The sequence below is a fragment of the Nonomuraea sp. NPDC050022 genome (assembly GCF_044460705.1).
In the GTDB taxonomy this organism is placed as follows: Bacteria; Actinomycetota; Actinomycetes; order Streptosporangiales; family Streptosporangiaceae; genus Nonomuraea.
In genome coordinates, this window is the sequence record NZ_JBITKE010000001.1 from 1450164 (window position 1) to 1468079 (window position 17916).

Here is a 17916-nt window from a genome sequence, read left to right on the forward strand (position 1 = left end):
CGGAGGCGCTGACCGATCGCCTACCGCTCGCTGACGATCTCCCCGGACCATCGCCTACCGCTCGCTGACGATCTCCCCGAGCTTGGTCAACCCGGCCTGGATGCGGGCGCGGACCTCTCCCGCGCTGTACCAGTCGCCGGGGCACTCGGCCAGGGCCTGCTCCATGAGCGCGCGGGCCTCGTCGTGGTCGCCGCGGAGCATCGCCAGCTCGCCCAGCCCCACGTGCGCCCTGGCCATCGTGTCACCCGAGCCGATCCGGCGGGCCATCTCGGCGGCCCGCAGATAGTCGGCCCGCGCCCCGTCGAGGTCGCCCAGACGGGCCACGGAGTCCGCGCGCAGGCACTGGCACTCGGCCATGTCCGCCTTCGCGCCCAGCTCCCTGGACGTCCGCAGCCCCTGGTCGGCCAGGTCGCGCGAGGCCGCGTAGTCACCCTGCTCATAAGCCAGCTCGCCGAGCCCGCTGAGCGCCAGCGTGGCCCCCCATCGCTCGCCGAGTGCCCGGAACGCGGCCAGCGCCCGCTCGAACTCGGCCCTGGCCTCGTCACCACGGCCGATGATCTGCAGCATGAACGCGAAGCCGCAGTGCATCAAGGCCCGCGACCAGGGCGACAGGCTGCCGGAATAGTGGGCCACCAGCTTCTGGACGCCCTCGTAGTCGTCGGGCGGACCGGTGAACATCGGCAGCATCATCGTCAGGGACTCCAGCCGCGTCGGCAGATAGGCGACCGGCATCAGGTGGCGGAGCTTGCCCAGGCGGGCACGCAGCTCGTCACCCGGCTGCCTGCCCCAGGCCGCGACCAGCACGCACATGGCGTACTCCTCTTCGAGGCCCTCGGGCGGGGTGCTGCCCATATCGGCGATCAGCCCGTCGGCCAGGCTCGCGCTGGTGCCCCGGTGGCCGCGCATCCACCAGTAGTAGGCGGAGTAGGCGAGGATCCGCAGGCCCAGCTCCTGCCGACCGGTCTCGGCCGCCCAGCGTACGGCGGCGGCCACGTTGTCGCTCTCCTCGTCCAGGCGCGCCAGCCACTCCAGCTGCTCGGCCTTGCGCATGTGGCCGTCCGCCTCGACGGCCAGCGCCAGGTAGCAGTCGGCGTGCGCCTCGCGCACCACCTCGGTCTCGCCCGACTCCGCGAGCTTCTCGGCGCAGAACGCCCGGATCGTCTCCATCATCCAGTAGCGGCCGTCCACGGCCTCGACCAGCGACTTCTCCGCCAGCGAGAACAGCACCTCCTCCGGCAGCCCGCACACCCGCTCCGCCGACTCGGGCGTGGCACCGCCCACGAAGACCGTCAGCCGCCTGGCCATCCGCTGCTCCCGCTCGTCGAGCAGGTCCCAGCTCCACGCCACGACCGCGCGGAGCGTCTGGTGCCTGGGCAGGGCCGTACGGCTGCCGCGGGCCAGCAACCGGAAGCGGTCGTCGAGCCGCGCCGCCACGTCGCCGACCGACATCGTGCGCAGCCGCGCGGCCGCCAGCTCGATCGCGAGCGGCAGCCCGTCGAGCGCCCGGCAGATGCCGGCCACCTGGGCCAGGTTCGTCTCGTCGACCGGCTGCCGGACCGCGGCCGCCCGGTCGGCGAACAGCCGGACGGCGGGGTAGTCGAGGGGGTTCGCGGCGTCGGGCGGCGGCAGCCGCAGCGGCGCCACGGGCAGCAGGGACTCGCCGGTGATGCCCAGGGCCTCGCGGCTGGTCGCCAGCACCCGCAGCGCGGGGCAGGAGGCCAGCAGCAGGTCGGTCAGCTCGGCCGCGGCCGCGACGAGGTGCTCGCAGTTGTCGAGCACCAGCAGCAGCGCGCGGTCGGCGAGCGCGGCGAGCAGGCGGGCCGTGGGATCGACTGCGGGCCGGTCGTGGCCGGACAGCCGGGTGTCGCGGATGTCGAGCGCCGCCAGCACCGCCTTCGGCACGTCGGCGGGGTCGGTGACGGGCGCGAGCTGCACGACGCAGACGTCACCGGTGGCCCGCTCGGCGGCCTCCATCGCGAGCCGGGTCTTGCCCGCCCCACCGGGCCCGATGACTGTGACGAGCCGGGCCGCCTCCAGCTGGACGCCCACCTGGCGCAGCTCCTCGGCTCTTCCGACGAAGCTGGTGAGCTGGGCACGCAGGCCCTGCCTGCTCACGGCCGCCACCGTGGCCGCCAGCGACGGGTCGGCCCTGAGCACGGCTAAGTGCGCCGCGGCCAGCTCGGCTCCCGGCTCGACACCCAGCTCCTCGTCGAGGATCCGCCGGGCGTCGGCGTAGGCGGTCAACGCCTCGGCCTGCCTGCCACTGCCGTACAGGGCCCGCATGAGCTGGGCCCGCATCCGCTCGCGCAGCGGGTGGGCGGCCGTCAGCCGCCGCAGCTCGGCGACCAGCTCGCGATGGGCGCCCAGCTCCAGGTCGGCCTGGACGCGGTCCTCGACGGCGGCCAGGCGCAACTCCTCCAGCCCGGCGGCGGCCGCCTCCGCGTGCGGGGTGTCCGAGAGCGGCGCACCCCGCCACAGGGCCAGCGCCTCGCGCAGCAGCGACGCCGCGCGGCGCGGGTCGCCGGCGCCGAGGGCGAGCCTGCCGTCGCCGGCCAGCCGCTCGAACCGGTGCGCGTCGACGTCCTGCGGGTCGGCCGCCAGCCGGTAGCCCGCCGGATGGAACTCCACCCGGTCCTTGCCCAGCGCCCGGCGCAGCCTTGACACCTGCGCCTGCAGCGCGTTGGCCACGCCCTCGGGCGGCTGCGGGCCGTACAGGGCGGCGGTCAGCCGCTCGGCGCCGACGACCCGGCCGGCGTCGAGCGCCAGCAGCGTGAGCAGCCCCCGCACCCGGGGGCCGCCGAGCGCGACCGGCTCGCCGTCCTCACCCAGCGCCCGGGCCGGACCGAGGATTTCGAAGCGCATACCTCGATTATCGCGGCCCCGCGAAGATCGCGGCGATCTCCACGTACGTCCGCTATCGCGGTTCCGGCAGCAGCGCGACGATCTCCGCGTACGTGGGCGCCGGTGGTGCCGTCTTCCCCTGTACGGCCAGCAGGCTAGTCAACGCCCCGTGCAGCGAGGCCCGATACAGCAGCGACCCGGTGCTCACCCTGGCGACGCCCACCGAGGCGAGCTGGGCCAGCGTGGGCCCGTCAGGCAGGAAGAGCACGTTGACCGGTAGCGGCGTGCTCGCCACCACCTCGGCGATCTCCCCAAGGTCGCGCAGGCCGGGGACGAAGACGCCGTCGGCGTGCCCGTAGGCGCTCACCCGCTCCCGCGTGTCGCCCGTCTTCAGCCAGTGGGTGTCGGTCCGGGCGTTGACGAACACGCCGTGGCCCTTGGCCGCCTCGATGATCCGCTGGTGCAGCCCGATCGGCCGCAGTGTGCCGTCGGGCCGGCCGTCCTCCAGGTTGACGCCCGCGACGCCCAGGGCCGCGAGCGCCGCGACCAGGTCGGACACCTGTGCCGGATCGTCGCTGAAGCCGCCCTCGATGTCGACGGTGATCAGGACGCCGAGGTCTTTGAGCAGCTCGGCCAGCTCGATCGTCTCCGCCTTGGTGGCGCCTGCGGCGTCCGGCTTGCCGTGTACGGCGGCCACGCCGAGGCTGGTGGTGCCGATCGCCGGGAAGCCCTGCGCGGCCAGCATGGCGGCGGACCCGTAGTCCCAGGCGTTGGGCAGCAACAGCGGGTCGCCCGGCCGGTGCAGGTCGCTGAAAGGGGTGCTCATCGGTTGTCCTCCGGTCGCAGGATCGCCGCCAGCACGCCGGCCGCGAGGGCGAGCGCGTGGGCGGAGGCGGGGCAGGGGCGCACGCCCGAGCCGAACGTCAGGTGGGGCGTCGGGCCGCGTGAGACGTCGAACCGCTCGGGCCGGTCGAAGACGTCCGGGTCGCGGTTGGCGGCCACCAGGTCGATCGTGATCTCCTCGCCCGTCTGCCGGTCGAGCCTGCGGCTGGCCTTGAGTGGCGGATCATGGCGGAGCGTCTCGTGCAGCAGGTCGTCGGTGTCGTCGCCGGGTTCGGCGTGGGTGAGCGCGTTCGCGATGAGGCCCGTCGTGGCGGCGTGGGCCTGCAGGAGGATGGTGATCGCGGGGATCGGGTCGCCCGCGCCGGACAGGAGCTCGACCAGTTCGGCCACCGCGGCGTCGGCCTCGGGCCCGGCCTCGCCCGACAGGTAGCCCGCGGCGGCGGCCGTCACCGCTCCCGTCAGCCGCTTCTCGTCGGTGATCCCGAGCGCGGCGCCGAGCACCGCCGTCGGGACGCCCGGCCAGTCGCCGCCCCGCTCCAGCGTCTTCGCCGTGGCGGCCTGTCTCAGCGCGGCCGGGTCGAGCGCGGCGAGTCGTTCGGTGACCAGGTGGCGTCGCTCGGCGTGGATCTCGCCGGTGCTGAACCGAGACACCTGGGAGCGGAGCCAGGCCAGCGTCCCGTAGGGCGCGTCCTGGCGCACCGGCGGCGGTACGTAACGGGTGTCGGCCAGCACCGAGACGGCTTCGGCATGGCGGGTGATGAGCATGGGACCCACGTTAGGCCGGAATCCCTTCGACGCCGGGCGAAGTGTCGGCGCGTCAGGCGCCAGGCGCCACCAGGGCGTTCAGGCCACCAGGCGTCCAGATGTTCAGGCCACCAGGCGTTCAGGCCGCTAGGCGTTCGGGATGTTCGGGCTGTTCGCTCGAACCGGGCTGTGCCGCCGGCCGGACCGTGGGGCGCCGATCCACGGTGCTCACGGCCATGCACATGACCAGCGCGATGTCGGCCAGCACCACGCCGCGCTCCAGCAGCCCGTAGTAGGAGCCGCCGCCGATCAGCGGCGAGGTGAAGGCGGCCGGGTGTGCGGCCAGGTAGGCGACCAGCGCCACCACCGAGGTCACGCTGAGCGCCCTGACCCGGTTCCACTTCGGCAGGGGCGCGCGGGCCCTGGCCAGGGTCCAGCCGGCCACGGGCAGGGTGGTGAAGATGACGGCCGAGGACCAGCGGTGGATCTCACCCGCCAGCGAGCCGACCGCCGCGTTGCCGGGGTCGGTGGGGAAGACCGCGCTCAGCATCAATCCGGCCGTGGCGGCCAGCAGCAGTACCCGGGCGGCCGCGCTGCGGGCGGGCTCGCGGGTCGCCAGCGCGTACGCGAGGGACAGGCAGGCCCCGGCCAGCGCGAGCATGCCGATCAGCACGGGCGCCATCCCGCCGGGGATCAGCGCGTAGTCGCTCAGCAGCGGCTGGCCGGGCAGCGCGAACTGCGCGTAGCCGAGCGCGGCGACGGCGGCCAGCGCGCCGGCCACGGCGCTCACCACGGGCACCGTCACCGAAACCGGCTCCACGCCGCGACCTGGGAGGTCCGTCCGGGTCATCGGGTCACCTCGTCATAGATCTTCTCGAAGCGGGCCAGGGAGTTCTGGTGGTCGTGCGTGAGGGCCAGGTCGCGGCTCGCCTTGCCGAGGCGGGCACGCAGGTCGTCGTCGGTGAGGATGGTGGTCATGTGGCGGGCCAGCGACATGACGTCCCGCGGCTCGAACAGGTAGCCGTTGTCCGCCACCAGGTGCGGCAGGGCCATGGCGTTCGCCGCGACCACGGGCAGCCCGCTGGCCATGGCCTCCAGGGTCGCGATGCTCTGCAGCTCGGCGACGCTCGGCATGGCGAACAGGTCGGCGGCGGCGAAGGCCTGCGGCATGTTCTCGTCGGGTACGTAGCCGAGGAAGAACACCCGCTCGCGGACCCCGATGCGCTCGGCCAGCCGCTCCAGCTCCGGCCGCTGGTTGCCCTGCCCGACGAGCGCGATCTGCGCGTCGGTCCCGTTGAGCACGTACGGCAGCGCGCGGACGAGCTCGTCAAGGCGCTTCTCCTCGTCCAGACGGCCGACGAACAGGGCGGTGGGACGGTCGGGCAGGTCGAACAGCTTGCGGGCCCACGCCTTCGGCTCGGCGTGCGGGTAGAAGCGGGCCAGGTCGATGCCGCAGGACACCGATTCCACCTCGCGGGCGAAGCCCTGGTCGGCCAGCAGCTTGGCGGCCAGCGGCGTGGGCGTGGTGATGTGGTCGGCGCGGTCGAAGATCCGGGCGAAGTCGCGCCAGGCCAGTTGACCGGCCTTCCGCCGGAGCCGGTCGGGGATGTGGCCGAACTGGAAGAGGTTGTCCGGCATGAAGTGGTTGGTGGCCACGATGGGCACCTGGCTGCGCCGGGCGGCGGCGATGGCGGCCCGGCCGACGACGAAGTGGCCCTGGGAGTGCAGGACATCGGGCTGGACGGCGTTCATCAGCCGGTCCAGCCGAGTGGGGACGGTGACCCGCATGGTGGGGTGGACCAGGAGGGGCGCGGAGCGCAGCCGGTGCACCACCACGCCGTCGACCACGTCGGCCGTGGCCGGGCCCTGGTCCGACTGGCAGACGACGTGCACCTCGTTGCCGCGCGCGGCCAGGCCACTGGCCAGGCGGTAGGTGAAGACGGCGGTGCCGTTGACATCGGGTGGATAGGTGTCGGTGGAGATCAGGATGCGCCGCGGGCGCGCGGGGGCGGGCGCGAGCTCTGGGCGCTGGGCGGTGGTGGTGCGCAGGGGCATGACCATGACAGGGGACTCCAGTCGAAAGGATGATCGCCGACCGGCTGGGGAAGGCCGGTGCGGGAGTAGGTGGTGGGGGGTAGGTGGTTCGGGGGCAGGTCAGTGGCGCGCCTCCAGCGGGGTGGTGCGAGCCAGCGCGAAGGTCCCCGCCGCGGTCAGCGCCGCCGCCGCGATCGGGGCCAGTCCGGAGGGCAGCGGCTCGCCCAGCAGCAGCGCGCCGAAGGCGACCGCCGTGAGCGGGTCGGCGATCTGCAGCGAGGCGAAGGAGACGCCGAAGTGGCCAACGGCGTAGGCCCGCTGGAGCATCATCAGCGCCAGCAGCGCGGGCACCGGCATCGCCAGCAGGTACCACCAGTTCCAGGAGCCGTCGACCAGCGCCCGCATGAGCGTGGCCGTGGCGCCGTACAGCACGCCCGAACTGGTGGCCAGCAGCGCCGCCCGGCCCGCCGGTGAGGCGATCTTCGAGCCCGCCCAGAGCAGCACCGACGCGATGCCGGCGACCGCCAGCAACGTCAGTACGCCGTTCGGGCTCAGGTACGTCGGGCCTTCGGCCGCGGGCACCAGCAGGACCAGGCCGATCAGCCCGGCCGCCACCACACCCGCGGCGCTCAGTTCCTTGCGGGAGGGCCGGCGGCCGTGCAGCGCGGCGGCGATCGGCAGCGCGAACAGCAGGCTCGCCACCCCCATCGGCTGCACGACGGTCAGCGGGCCCAGGCCCAGGGCGACGATGTGCAGGCCGCCGCCGGACAGGATCGACAGGCCGCCGAGCAGCCAGCGCGGCCTCCGCAACAGCATGAGCAGAGTGGGCTTGGTCGTACCGGCCGCTTCGAACTGCTGAAGCGCGGCGCCGAGCGCGAAGAACAGGGAACCGACCAGGGCGATAACGGCGGCCAGGACAGTCATGCCCACTCCTCTCAAACAGATGGTTACCGGGCGAGGTCAAACAGACGTGTCCACCGGAAGGCGCTCCGGGGAAGCCTGGGTGGCGCGTCGCTTCCGCGACCACCGGATGACCTCGACCAGGCCGGTGACGGACAGGGCGATGCCCAGGCCGAGCAGCAGTCCCTTGATCGGGTCGTTCTCGAAGGCCATCCCGCCGAAGAAGCCGATCAGGCCGGAGTACAGGCCCCACGAGGCGGCCGCGATCGCGTCGAAGAAGGTGAAGGAACGCAGCGGATGGCGTACGGCGCCCATGGTCAGCGTGGTCGCGGTGCGCCCGCCGGGGATGTAGCGAGCCGCCACGAGGATCATCCCGCCGCGCTCGGCCAGTGCGTTCCCGGCCCACACGAACGCCTTGCGGTGCCGCAGCCGCCCGCCCGACTTCTTGCCGATCAGGTAGGAGACATGGTCGCCCGCGAAGGCGCCCAGCGCGGACACCACGATCACCAACGCCAGGTTCGTCTGCCCGGAGGCGGCGAAGACGGCCGCGGTGATCACCGCGGTCTCCGCCGGCACGACCGGGAAGAACCCGTCGAGCAGCGCCAGCGCGAACAGCGCCACGTACAGCCAAGGTGACGACATCACCTGCTGGACCAGTTCCAGAATGGCGTGCGACATTGCGTGTACTCCGATCGTTGAGGCGCCCTCACAGCGTGTCTGCGTGAGGTGCCGTGGGACATCGGGGATCACCCCGGTCGAACGCGTGCCCCACCCCGATAGGGGTCAGGGCACGCACCTTTTGAAGCTAGAAACTCCGCAGGTCACGGCACATCAGTCGATCGGCACACATGACCCCCGACTTTCGTCAGGGGCGGTCATACGACCTCCGGGCGACACTCTTCGATCAAAGCGGGTCGCCGCTACCAGCACAGGAGTGTGGGTGGGCGGCTTTTGGGTGGGGTTAACACCACCGGGGATGGTTTATCCAGCACCACCCTGACTTTCGTCAGGGTAGTCCCCTACTCCGTCCGGACGCCGGTTCCCCCTCATGGGTGAGGCGGATCCCTCCGCTGCGGGAGGGATGGCCGGGGCGAGGAGGCGCACTGTTGGGACATGACTCCCCAGAAGGCCGGAATCGGCCGCATCACGGCGGCGGTCGTGGCAATGGCCGCCATGCTCCCGTACCTGACTTTGAAGATCTTCTGGCTGACCGGCCATCCGGTGGGCGTCTCCGACCCGGCGCTCATGAACGATCCGGCGATGGTCGGGCTGAACGTGATGACGTTCGGCATGGACGCGGTCGCGCTGCTCCTGGCGCTGGCGTTCACCACGCGGCAGGGCATGCGGCTGCCCGCCTGGCTGGTGCTGCTGCCCCTCTGGGTCGGCACCGGCCTGCTGTCGGTGGTGATCGTCACCGTGCCGGTCGGCGTCCTGGTCTCCGGCCCGTCGATCTTCGTGACGGACGGGCCCATCGCGCCCTGGGTGTACATGATGGTCTACGGCGGGTTCATCGGGCAGGGCGTGGGGCTGATCGTGGCGTTCGTCCTGTACGCCAGGGATCGGTGGCCCGTCGTCTTCTCCACAGCTCTCGGGTACGGCTACGCGAGCCCGACCAGGCCGTTCCAGACCGTCGTCGCCAGAGGGGCGCTACCGGTGTTGGCGGTGCTCGGCGCGACTCGCCTGTATTGGGCCGCCGGTGATCCCGCGCCGGAGCAGGTGCTGCAGGACGGCTTCAAGGGGCTGCTCACGCTCGGGGCGGGGATCGCGCTGGTCCTCCTAGTCGGAGGCCGGGGCCCCAGGGCGTTCTGGCCGCCGCTGGTGGTGGGCTGGCTCGGCACGGGCGTCATGTTCGCCTGGGGGCTGTACGCGATGATCCTCACGGTCACCGCCGGGCCGCTCGGGGCGAAGATGATCGGCGCGGAGGGTCTGGTGGAGCTGTTCGGCACGCTGACCGGGCTGGTGATGGCGATGTGCGGGGCGTTCCTGCTGGCCGAACGGTCAGGCGTGGGCCACGTGCAACCGGCGCAGGAGGCGCTTGAAGGCGAAGATCGAGAAGGCGATCGCGAGACCGCTGATCACGGCCACCGCTGAGGTGCGCAGCAGCATGAACGTGCTGAGCGACTCGTGCAGCGCGAGCCAGATGCTCACCGTCGAGTTGGCCATCAGCACGAACGCCCACAGCAGCGTGATCCTGGCGAAGAACCTGCGGACCCGCTCATGCTTGAGCACCGCCGACGGCAGGTGGATGTAGTCGAGCGTGAGCTTCTGCACGAGCGGCCTGTTGAGCCGCACCGAGGCCAGGAAGGCCATGCTGATGCAGAGCGTGCCCAGCTCCGGCTGGATGAAGTAGACCACCCAGCTGCCGGTCCAGAAGCCCACGGCGGCGCGCGCGGTGATCGCGATCGCGGCCAGGATCATCGTGGCGGGCACCCGGATGCCCCTGATCAACCGCCAGGCGACGCCGAGGTAGACCCAGGACACGGCCGCGACCAGCGCCCCGTTGAGTCCCAGCACGGCCAGGGCGGCGTAGAACACGGCGAGCGGCGCGACCACGCCTTCGAGCAGCCGAGGCACCGCCTGTCGCACAAGAGCGGTCAGACGCGGCAGGGTTACGGGAGGGTGATTCACGACTGCTCCGCAAATTGGCCGACGATCAGCGAACTACCCGAGCTTCGGGAGACCAGGCTTCCCGGACGGACCGGTGGAGATTACGAATTGGTTACTCCGGGTCTGCCGGTGGCTTACCGTACCCGACGAATCGGTATGCCACTGCCTCTTTTGCCACGTTCCATGAGTTTGTGGCTGTCCGACTCGGTGCGGCGCGGGTGGCGCGCCGCCGCCGATCGTCACTCAACCAGAGCTCGCTTGCGCCCCGCCGTAGAAGCGGTTTCAGCTCAGTGACGTGGTCGCCAACTTGGCCCCGAAACCGAGGAAAAGGGCGCCGACACCCGAGGTCAAGCCCGCGCTAAGTTTTCTGCGGGCGCGGAACTGGGTGGCCAGGAAGGTGCCCCCGAGGATGAGCGCGGTGAGGTAGAGCAGGCTGAAGACCTGGATGATCGCGCCCAGGATGAGGAACGACAGCACGGGGGCGGTGTAGCCCGGGTCCACGAACTGGATGAAGAAGGAGACGAAGAAGAGGATCGCCTTGGGGTTGAGCAGGCTGATCGTCAGCGCCTTGCGGAACGGGCGGAGACGGTTGCCCGGGATTTCCGCGTCAACGGTCTCGGCCGGGGCGGCGTCAGCGGTCTCGGCGATGCCGGGCCGGGAGCGCCAGGCGCGCCAGGCACTCCGCAGCATCTGGAAGCCGATCCACGCAAGATAGCCGGCGCCCGCGTACTTGACGATGCTGAACAGCACCGGGCTGGAGCGCAGCAGGGACGCCGCGCCCGCGGCCGTGAAGGCCATGAGAACCGTGTCACCGACGAAGACGCCCGCCGCGGCCCGGTAGCCGTGCCGCACCCCGTGCTGGGCGGCCGCGCTCAGGACGTACAGGGAGTTGGGGCCCGGCAGCAGGATGATGAGGAAGGCACCGAGGACGTAGGTCGAGAGATCCGTGATACCGAAGAACATGCCGCTCGCTCCTGGAATGCGTAATGACAAGCCAGGGTATCGCGCGATTAATCCCTCGGCGCGTACCAAATACCTCCGTGCGCTTGCTGGTAGCCGAGCGCCCGATAAGTGGCGTCCGCCAGAGCCTGGCCGCGCGGGTTGACGCCGAGTCCGATGCCCTGCTTGTTCATCGTGTAGCCGAAGGCCAGCCGGGCCGCCGGGTCGCAGAAGCCGAGCGAGCCGCCCATGCCCGCGTGCCCGAACGCGGTCGCCGACAGCAGCGCGCCCTCGCTGTCGGCGGGCGGCAGGTACCTGTTGTCGACCGCCTTCATGAACCCCGTCGAGAACCGGGTCGGCACGGCCAGCACCGCGTCGGTCCCGGCCGAGGCGGTCAGCCCCATGACGGCCAGCTGCTCCTCGGTCACGAGTTCGCCGCCTCTGAGGGACAGCGGCCGGTACATGCCCGCCAGACCCCTGGCATTCGTCACCGCGCCGACGGCGCCGTATTCGGCCGCGTGCGCCTCGCGGCTGTCCGACTCGCCGGGCGTGGTCATGTAGCCGCCCTCGTTGGCCAGCAGCAGCCCCGGAATCGAGGCGGGATCGGTGAACGCCTTGACGTAGAACTTGGGCGGGTCCGACGGCGGGTCGGCGGGGATCGTGGGCGCCACCCGGCCTTCCTGCTCCTCGGGCAGGCCCAGCCAGAAGTCCAGGCCGAGCGGCTCGGCCACCTCCTCGCGGAAGAACGTGCCGAGCGAGCGCCCGCTCACCCTCCGAACGACCTCGCCGACCAGGAACCCGAACGTCAGCGCGTGATAGCCGTGCCTGCTGCCCGGCTCCCAGAACGGCCGCTCGCCGGCCAGCCGGTCGACCATCAGCTTCCAGTCGTAGAACGCGCCGGGCACCAGCGGCTCGCGCAACACCGGAACCCCCGCCTGGTGCGAGAGCAGATGCCTGACCAGCGTCGCCTCTTTGCCGTGGGCGCCGTACTCGGGCCAGTAGCGGACGACAGGGGCGTCGAGATCCAGCTCACCGCGCGCGGCCAGCATGTGCGCGCAGAGCGCCGTGGCGCCCTTCGTACATGACCAGACATGGCCGATGGTGTCGTGCAGCCAGGGGACGCCGGGCGCGGCCTGGCCGCCCCAGAGATCGACGACCATCTCGCCGTCGAGCACTACGCACACCGACGCGCCGACCTCGCCGCGAAGCGCGAGGTTACGATCGAACTCCTCCGCGACCTGGGAGAACCTGGGGTCGCACGTCCCTTGTACGGTCATTGCCCGAATCCATCACGAAAGCCGACCGGTGTAAACCGACTGCCCCGATGGCCGCGGGTCTGAGGTTCTGTCAGGCGAAGAGCTCATCGGCGGTGGTGACGGTGAAGGCCCGGTCGGCCCATGATTCGAGGACGGCTATGTCGGTGCAGGTGCGGATGCGCTCGCGGGCCTCCTCGGAGAGGGTGATGCCTCGGCGGTCGAGGATCAGTAGCAGCATCTTGGCCTCGCCCTCTATATGGCCTTCTGCGCGGAGCTGCTGGGCGAATTCGGACTGGTATCGGTACGTCTTGGCCGACATCAGTGCTCTCCAGAGTTGTCGGGCGTCCGTGTCGCGGGCGTTCGGGCAGGCCGATCGTCTTCGGGCGCCGGGCCCAGCGGGCGGTGGTCCCGTCCAGGCACACCACCACCAGGATGACCGGGCAGTGGTGTTTGGCATGCAGGTAGCTCACGTAGTAAGCCCAGCGGCTGGCCGCGCTGCTGTTCGGCGGGTTCGCCGTTTGAGAGTGGGTACGCCTCGCGTGGCTAGGGGTGGTCGCGCGAGCCGTACCACTTGAGCGCCTATCCGGGGGAAAGCGGCAGGATGGGTGTCGTGCGGATATCCATCCTGGGGACACTGGAAGTGACCGGCGCGGAGCCGATCGCCGTCGGTGGGTTCCGGTTACGGGCGCTCCTGGCCATCCTCGCCCTCGAAGCCGGGCGGACCGTCACCTCGGAGCGGCTCATCGACATGCTGTGGCCGCAGGAGCCGCCGGGCAACGCCGCCAACGCGCTGCAGACGCTGGTCAGGCGGCTGCGCGTGGCGCTCAGGCCGTACGAGATCGTGGAGAGCCGGGCGGGTGGCTACGCGCTGGCCGTCGACGCCGACCAGGTCGACGCGCTGCGCTTTCGCCGCCTGACCGGTCTCGCCAAGCTCGATCTGAACGGCCTCGCCAAGCCCGATCTGAACGGCCTCGCGAAGCTCGATCTGACCGGTCTGGCGCAGCTCGACGAGGCGCTCGCGCTCTGGCGTGGGCCCGCGCTCGCCGGTCTCGGCGCCGTGCCGTACCTGGCCAACGTGGCCGCCGGGCTGGAGGAGGATCGGCTGGCCGCCGTCGAGACCCGTGCCGAGGCGCGGCTGGCGGCCGGGCTGTCGGCCGATCTGGCCGCGGAGGTGGCCGCGCACCCCCTCCGTGAGCGGCTGTGCGCGCTGGAGATGCGCGGGCTGGCCGCCGCCGGGCGGCAGGCCGACGCGCTGGCCCTGTTCGAGCGCACCCGCCGGACGCTCGCCGACGAGCTCGGCGTCGACCCGGGGCCCGAGCTGCGCGCCGCTCACCTGGCGGTCGTGTCGGGCGAGGTTCCCGTACGGCAGGACCCTCCCAAGGGCCTGCCCAAGGGCAACGTCCGGGTCCCCCTGACCACGTTCATCGGCCGCGAGGACGAGCTGGACCTGCTGACCACCGTCCTCGGTCACGCCCGGATGGTCACGATCGTCGGACCGGGCGGCGCGGGCAAGACCAGGCTGGCCGCCGAGGCGGCCCTGCGCATGGGCACGCGGTTCGACGGCGCCTGGATGGTCGAGCTGGCCTCCGTCACCGACCCCGCGGCTCTGCCCGGCGCGGTGCTCGACGCTCTCGGCCTGCGCGATGACCGGCCCGGCTACTCGCATCACTCGCCGGAGGCGACCGGCTATCCGCGCCAAGGGCCGGACACGCCGGACACGCCGGACACGCCGGGCGCGTGGGCGGACGGGCGACCGGGAGGGGACGGGCGACCGGGAGGGAAGGGGGGACTGGGAGGGGGCGGCCGGTTTGGCGGGGGCGGGCCGCTCCAGCAGGTGGTCGAGGCCCTGGGCGAGCGCCGGGTGCTGATCGTGCTGGACAACTGCGAGCACCTCGTCGACGCCGCCGCGCGCCTGGCCGATGACCTGCTGGCCGGCTGCCCCGGCCTGCACGTGCTGGCCACCAGCCGGGAGCCGCTCGGTGTGCCGGGGGAGCGGCTGGTGCCCATCCCGCCGCTGGAGCCGCCCCCGCCCGGCGTGGACGCGACCCGGGCGGCCGAATACCCGTCGGTACGCCTGCTGCTCGACCGCGCCACCGCGGCCCGGCCCGCGTTCGCCCTCGACGAGGGCAACGTCGCGGCCGTGGTGGCCCTGTGCCGCCGGCTGGACGGCATGCCGCTGGCCATCGAGCTGGCCGCGGCCCGGCTGCGGACGATGACGCCGCGGCAGCTCGCCGACCGCATCGACGATCGCTTCCGGCTGCTGACGGGCGGCAGCCGTACGGCGCTGCCCCGCCAGCAGACGCTCAGGGCGGTGGTGGAGTGGAGCTGGGACCTGCTCGACGAGCCCGAACGCGAGCTGGCCCGCGGGTTCGCGGTCTTCGCGGGCGGCGCCACGCTCGAATCCGTCGAGGCGGTGTGTGGTGGCACCGCCCACGTGCTGGGCGCGCTCGCCGACAAGTCGCTGGTGCAGGTGTCGCCGGAGGGCCGCTATTCGATGCTGGAGACGATCCGCGCGTACGCCGCCGACCGGCTGGCCGAGACCGGGGAGATGGCGGCCTACCGGCGGCGCCATGCCGTACACCTGCTCGATCTCGCCGAACGGGCGGTTCCCCAGCTGCGGACCGGCGCGCAGATCGAGTGGATCGAGCGGCTCTCGGCCGAGCGGGACGACTGCTCGGTGGCGCTGCGCTGGGCGCTCGACGAGCGCGACGTGGAGATCGCGCTGCGGCTCTGCGCGGCACTCAACTGGTATTGGTGGATGTGCGGCTACCGGCACGAGAGCGCGAACTGGGCGGCGCAGGTGCTCGACCTGGCAGGCGACACCCCGCCTCCGGGCCTGGTGAGGGCGTACGTGGGCTGTCTGTTCGCGGATGGGGTGGGTAAGTTCGCGTCGATCGTCAGTGATCGGGGGGCCATGCGGGTCCTGTCCGTGCGGATGAACGAGCTGATCACGGCGGCGGAGCGGGAAGGGCCCGTCCACCCGCTGCTGCTGATCAGCCGGGCCGTCATGGCGAGCGCGGCCGGGCAGGACGAGAAGGCCGCCGCGCTGCTCGATCACCTCGCCGAGAGCGACGACCTCTGGCTGGCCAGCTCGGCCAGGATGCTCGGCGGGCCGCACGCGTCCGAGGAGCGGCTTGAGCAGGCGGTGGCCGGGTTCAGGAAGCTGGGCGAACGGTGGGGGCTGAGCGAGGCGCTGCTGAATCTGGCCGCGCTGCGCGCCGCGCGCGGGGCGCCCACGGAAGATCTGATCGCCGAGACCCAGTCGCTCACCAGCGAATGGGTGAGCTCGGAGGAGACGATCTCGACGCTGACCCGGTTGGCGACGCTCCGCGCGCAGAGCGGCGACCTTGACGGCGCCGCCGCCGACCTGGCCAAGGCCCGACGCGGAGTGACGGCGGACCGGATCACCAGCCGGGCCGCCGACGCAACCACCGATCGGGCCTCTGACGCAATCGCCGATCGGGCCGGTGCCCGGGTCGCCGACCGGAGCGGTGCCCGGCTCGGCGTGGATGCGGAGATCTCGGCGTTCACCCTCATCCAGCTCGGCCTGGGGGAGGCCGCGCTGGCCTACCGGCTCGGCGATGTCGAGGACAGCCTGGCCACCTACCGCGACCTGTTCCCGCTGCTGGCCGAGGCGCCGCCGATTCCGCAGCTCGCGGTGGCGGTGCACGCCGGCTACGGCAGGGCACTGACGGCCGGTGGTGACCCCGCGGCCGGGCTCGAACAGCACCGTCTGGCGCTCGGCCTGCTGGGTGCCACGCCTGATCTGCCGTACCTGTCGATCGTGCTGGCCGGGTGCGCGCTGGCCGAGCTGACGGGCGGTGACCCGGTACGCGCGGCCGTCCTGTTCGGCGCGTCGGCCGCCGTCGAGCCGCCCGACGCGTCGGCCGACACCGTCGCGGGGACGGCGTCGGCCAGGGCCGCGCTCGGTGACGCGCGCTACGACGACCTGTACGGCAAGGGCACCGCCATGACCAGGCAGGAGGTCTACGAGATGATCGGCAGCATCGCGTAGGAGGGATCGTGGATCGTGGTCGTGCCCTTCTGGGGGTTCCTGGCGAACCTGGGGAAGTTCGATCCCGCCACGTCGATCCTGATCCGGTGTCCGGGGCGGAAGAGGTTCGAGATCGCGCCCAGCTTCACCCTGACCTCGCGCACCTCGCCGGGAGTCAGGTCCGTCACCCGGGTGATGGCGTCGGTCAGCAGCTCGGCCCGGCCGCCGGGGTGCACGTCGATCAGTTTGACGGCGACGTCCGCGCTGGTCGCGGTGGACGACACGAGCACGATCAGCTCGACGTCCCCGGTCACCTCCAGCGCGGCGTCGAGCGGTTCGCTCTGGTGACGCAGCACGTCACCGCGCTCGTCGAGCGGGCGCTGGTCGAGCGGCCCGAAGGCGTCGAACGTCATCACCGCCCCGCCCACCGTGGGGACCGGATTGTCAGGGTCGCTGACGAACTCGCCGCCCCCGCCGCCCGCCGGGATGGTGCTGAGCGTGCCGTCCGGGCCCAGATGGTACGCCACGCGCCGGGCGGCGGGTGGCGGCCAGTCGGACGCGGTGCGCCACTCGTCGGCGCCCATCAGGAAGTACGTCACCGTGGCCCGGTCGGCCGGCGCCTCCCCGCGCAACCACTGGCCGAACCAGTCCAGGTGCAGGCCGGTCCAGTCGATCGCGTCCTGGCTCGCCTCTGCCCCGTAGTCCCGCCCGCAGACGTCGCCGTCCTGCGTGAAGTGCGCCCACGGGCCCACGACGAGCCGGGATCCGCCGCGCAGGTGCTGGTAGTGGCCGACGGAGGCGTCACGGAAGTAGTCGTACCAGCCGGTGCCCACCAGAGCCGGCACCTCGATCTCGGCGTAGCGGACGGCGCCGTCCCGCCACGGCTCCGCCGCCGGGTCGGGATGGTCCATCCAGTCGGCGTAGAAGGGCACGAGGTCGGTCAGGAGCGGCTGGTCGCTCAGCGGCAGGCGCTCGGCCAGCCGCAGCATGGTTTCGGAGAAGCGATCGGGGAAGCCCAGCGCCGCCAGATAGGCGTCCCTGTCGGCGGCGAGCGCCGTACCCCGGTTGATCCGGCGCTGCAGCTCGTCGAGCGCGAGCACGGCCGCGCTGACGGTCAGGGCCACGTTGAGGTTGGGCACGCCCGAGTGGTAGACCACCTCGTGCAGTGACGCGGGCGCCACGTGCGGCGCGATGGCCCGCAGGCCCGCCGGGCGTTCCTGGGCGGCCAGGAGTTGGGTGATGCCCAGGTAGGAGTCGCCGAACATGCCGACGTTCCCGTCCGACCAGGGCTGCGTGGCCGCCCACCGCACCGCGTCGTAGCCGTCGGCGGCCTCGCCGGTGATGAAGGTGAGCTCGCCGTCCGAGTCGCCGGTCCCGCGCACGTCCTGGACGGCGACCGCGTATCCGGCGGCCACCAGCCGGGCCAGGTCCAGGTGCATTCCGGGCCCCGGATCCGTCCTGCCGTACGGCGTGCGGGACAGCAGCACCGGGAAGGGGCCGGGCCCGGCGGGCCGCCAGAGCGTGGCGACGAGGGTGACGCCGTCGCGGGTGGTCATGGTCTCCGTGGTCTTGATCATGGGATCTTCCTGTCGCAGGCCCTCAGCACTGATACTCATGTCGCTCAGCGTGTCTGAACGCCCTGGTAGCGGGCTGGCATTAACCTGTCGCTTAGCTGCCAGGCCCTGGAGCCGGCAGGAAACGGGCCCACCGGACGGGCCGGAAAGTTGGGCCTTTCCCAACCACCGCAACGTCCTCACC

14 protein-coding genes are annotated in these 17916 nt (G+C 72.1%); 2 read left to right on the top strand and 12 right to left on the bottom strand.

All coding sequences use genetic code 11. The features are described from left to right. Window positions 1-54 precede the first annotated feature (54 nt). The 7 genes from ACIBO2_RS06390 to ACIBO2_RS06420 form a co-directional block, all read right to left on the bottom strand. Complete coding sequence (locus ACIBO2_RS06390; protein WP_397295656.1) at window positions 55-2862, bottom strand: BTAD domain-containing putative transcriptional regulator; 2808 nt, start codon at window positions 2860-2862, stop codon at window positions 55-57. 52 nt (window positions 2863-2914) lie between these two features. Continuing rightward, window positions 2915-3667, bottom strand: coding sequence for an isocitrate lyase/phosphoenolpyruvate mutase family protein (locus ACIBO2_RS06395; RefSeq protein WP_358553818.1), 753 nt, complete (start codon window positions 3665-3667; stop codon window positions 2915-2917). Then, a complete protein-coding gene (locus ACIBO2_RS06400) occupies window positions 3664-4449 on the bottom strand; it encodes a cytochrome P450 (protein WP_358553820.1) in 786 nt (261 codons plus the stop codon). Before ACIBO2_RS06400 ends, ACIBO2_RS06395 begins: the two co-directional genes overlap by 4 nt. 118 nt (window positions 4450-4567) lie before the next feature. Next, complete coding sequence (locus ACIBO2_RS06405) at window positions 4568-5278, bottom strand: DUF998 domain-containing protein (protein WP_358553822.1); 711 nt, start codon at window positions 5276-5278, stop codon at window positions 4568-4570. Continuing rightward, entirely contained in the window at window positions 5275-6489 is a 1215-nt protein-coding gene (locus ACIBO2_RS06410; RefSeq protein ID WP_397295660.1) for a glycosyltransferase, read from the bottom strand. Before ACIBO2_RS06410 ends, ACIBO2_RS06405 begins: the two co-directional genes overlap by 4 nt. A gap of 93 nt (window positions 6490-6582) precedes the next feature. Beyond that, window positions 6583-7386, bottom strand: a complete 804-nt coding sequence (locus tag ACIBO2_RS06415) for a DMT family transporter (RefSeq protein WP_357943044.1) — start codon at window positions 7384-7386, stop codon at window positions 6583-6585. A gap of 36 nt (window positions 7387-7422) precedes the next feature. Beyond that, window positions 7423-8040 (bottom strand): DedA family protein, encoded by a 618-nt coding sequence (locus ACIBO2_RS06420; RefSeq protein WP_358553824.1) that lies wholly within the window; start codon window positions 8038-8040, stop codon window positions 7423-7425. Window positions 8041-8475: 435 nt separating this feature from the next. Between ACIBO2_RS06420 and ACIBO2_RS06425 the strand changes: the two genes are divergently transcribed. After that, window positions 8476-9453 carry a hypothetical protein gene (locus tag ACIBO2_RS06425; RefSeq protein WP_358553826.1) on the top strand — a complete coding sequence of 326 codons (978 nt, stop codon included), beginning with the start codon at window positions 8476-8478 and terminating at the stop codon, window positions 9451-9453. Here the strand turns inward: ACIBO2_RS06425 and ACIBO2_RS06430 are convergent. The 4 genes from ACIBO2_RS06430 to ACIBO2_RS06445 form a co-directional block, all read right to left on the bottom strand. Beyond that, window positions 9361-9990 (bottom strand): VC0807 family protein, encoded by a 630-nt coding sequence (locus tag ACIBO2_RS06430; protein ID WP_358553828.1) that lies wholly within the window; start codon window positions 9988-9990, stop codon window positions 9361-9363. The genes ACIBO2_RS06425 and ACIBO2_RS06430 overlap by 93 nt on opposite strands. Before the next feature lie 261 nt (window positions 9991-10251). Continuing rightward, window positions 10252-10932: a leucine efflux protein LeuE gene (gene leuE, locus ACIBO2_RS06435; RefSeq protein WP_358553830.1), complete on the bottom strand. Its 681-nt coding sequence runs from the start codon at window positions 10930-10932 to the stop codon at window positions 10252-10254. A 47-nt stretch (window positions 10933-10979) separates the two neighbouring features. Next, on the bottom strand, window positions 10980-12185 hold the full coding sequence (locus tag ACIBO2_RS06440; RefSeq protein ID WP_358553832.1) for a serine hydrolase domain-containing protein: 1206 nt from the start codon (window positions 12183-12185) through the stop codon (window positions 10980-10982). Window positions 12186-12255: 70 nt separating this feature from the next. Continuing rightward, window positions 12256-12483: a hypothetical protein gene (locus ACIBO2_RS06445; RefSeq protein ID WP_358553835.1), complete on the bottom strand. Its 228-nt coding sequence runs from the start codon at window positions 12481-12483 to the stop codon at window positions 12256-12258. Between the two features lie 291 nt (window positions 12484-12774). Between ACIBO2_RS06445 and ACIBO2_RS06450 the strand changes: the two genes are divergently transcribed. Beyond that, window positions 12775-16179: a BTAD domain-containing putative transcriptional regulator gene (locus ACIBO2_RS06450; protein WP_358553838.1), complete on the top strand. Its 3405-nt coding sequence runs from the start codon at window positions 12775-12777 to the stop codon at window positions 16177-16179. Here ACIBO2_RS06450 and ACIBO2_RS06455 read toward each other — a convergent pair. Then, a complete protein-coding gene (locus ACIBO2_RS06455) occupies window positions 16152-17774 on the bottom strand; it encodes a CocE/NonD family hydrolase (RefSeq protein ID WP_397295664.1) in 1623 nt (540 codons plus the stop codon). The genes ACIBO2_RS06450 and ACIBO2_RS06455 overlap by 28 nt on opposite strands. Between the last annotated feature and the right edge of the window lie 142 nt (window positions 17775-17916).

Coding starts and splice junctions, on each gene's coding strand:
- ACIBO2_RS06390 (WP_397295656.1), bottom strand. CDS start 2,862: ATGCGCTTCGAAATCCTCGGTCCGGCCCGGGCGCTGGGTGAGGACGGC.
- ACIBO2_RS06395 (WP_358553818.1), bottom strand. CDS start 3,667: ATGAGCACCCCTTTCAGCGACCTGCACCGGCCGGGCGACCCGCTGTTG.
- ACIBO2_RS06400 (WP_358553820.1), bottom strand. CDS start 4,449: ATGCTCATCACCCGCCATGCCGAAGCCGTCTCGGTGCTGGCCGACACC.
- ACIBO2_RS06405 (WP_358553822.1), bottom strand. CDS start 5,278: ATGACCCGGACGGACCTCCCAGGTCGCGGCGTGGAGCCGGTTTCGGTG.
- ACIBO2_RS06410 (WP_397295660.1), bottom strand. CDS start 6,489: ATGGTCATGCCCCTGCGCACCACCACCGCCCAGCGCCCAGAGCTCGCG.
- ACIBO2_RS06415 (WP_357943044.1), bottom strand. CDS start 7,386: ATGACTGTCCTGGCCGCCGTTATCGCCCTGGTCGGTTCCCTGTTCTTC.
- ACIBO2_RS06420 (WP_358553824.1), bottom strand. CDS start 8,040: ATGTCGCACGCCATTCTGGAACTGGTCCAGCAGGTGATGTCGTCACCT.
- ACIBO2_RS06425 (WP_358553826.1), top strand. CDS start 8,476: ATGACTCCCCAGAAGGCCGGAATCGGCCGCATCACGGCGGCGGTCGTG.
- leuE (WP_358553830.1), bottom strand. CDS start 10,932: ATGTTCTTCGGTATCACGGATCTCTCGACCTACGTCCTCGGTGCCTTC.
- ACIBO2_RS06440 (WP_358553832.1), bottom strand. CDS start 12,185: ATGACCGTACAAGGGACGTGCGACCCCAGGTTCTCCCAGGTCGCGGAG.
- ACIBO2_RS06445 (WP_358553835.1), bottom strand. CDS start 12,483: ATGTCGGCCAAGACGTACCGATACCAGTCCGAATTCGCCCAGCAGCTC.
- ACIBO2_RS06455 (WP_397295664.1), bottom strand. CDS start 17,774: ATGAGTATCAGTGCTGAGGGCCTGCGACAGGAAGATCCCATGATCAAG.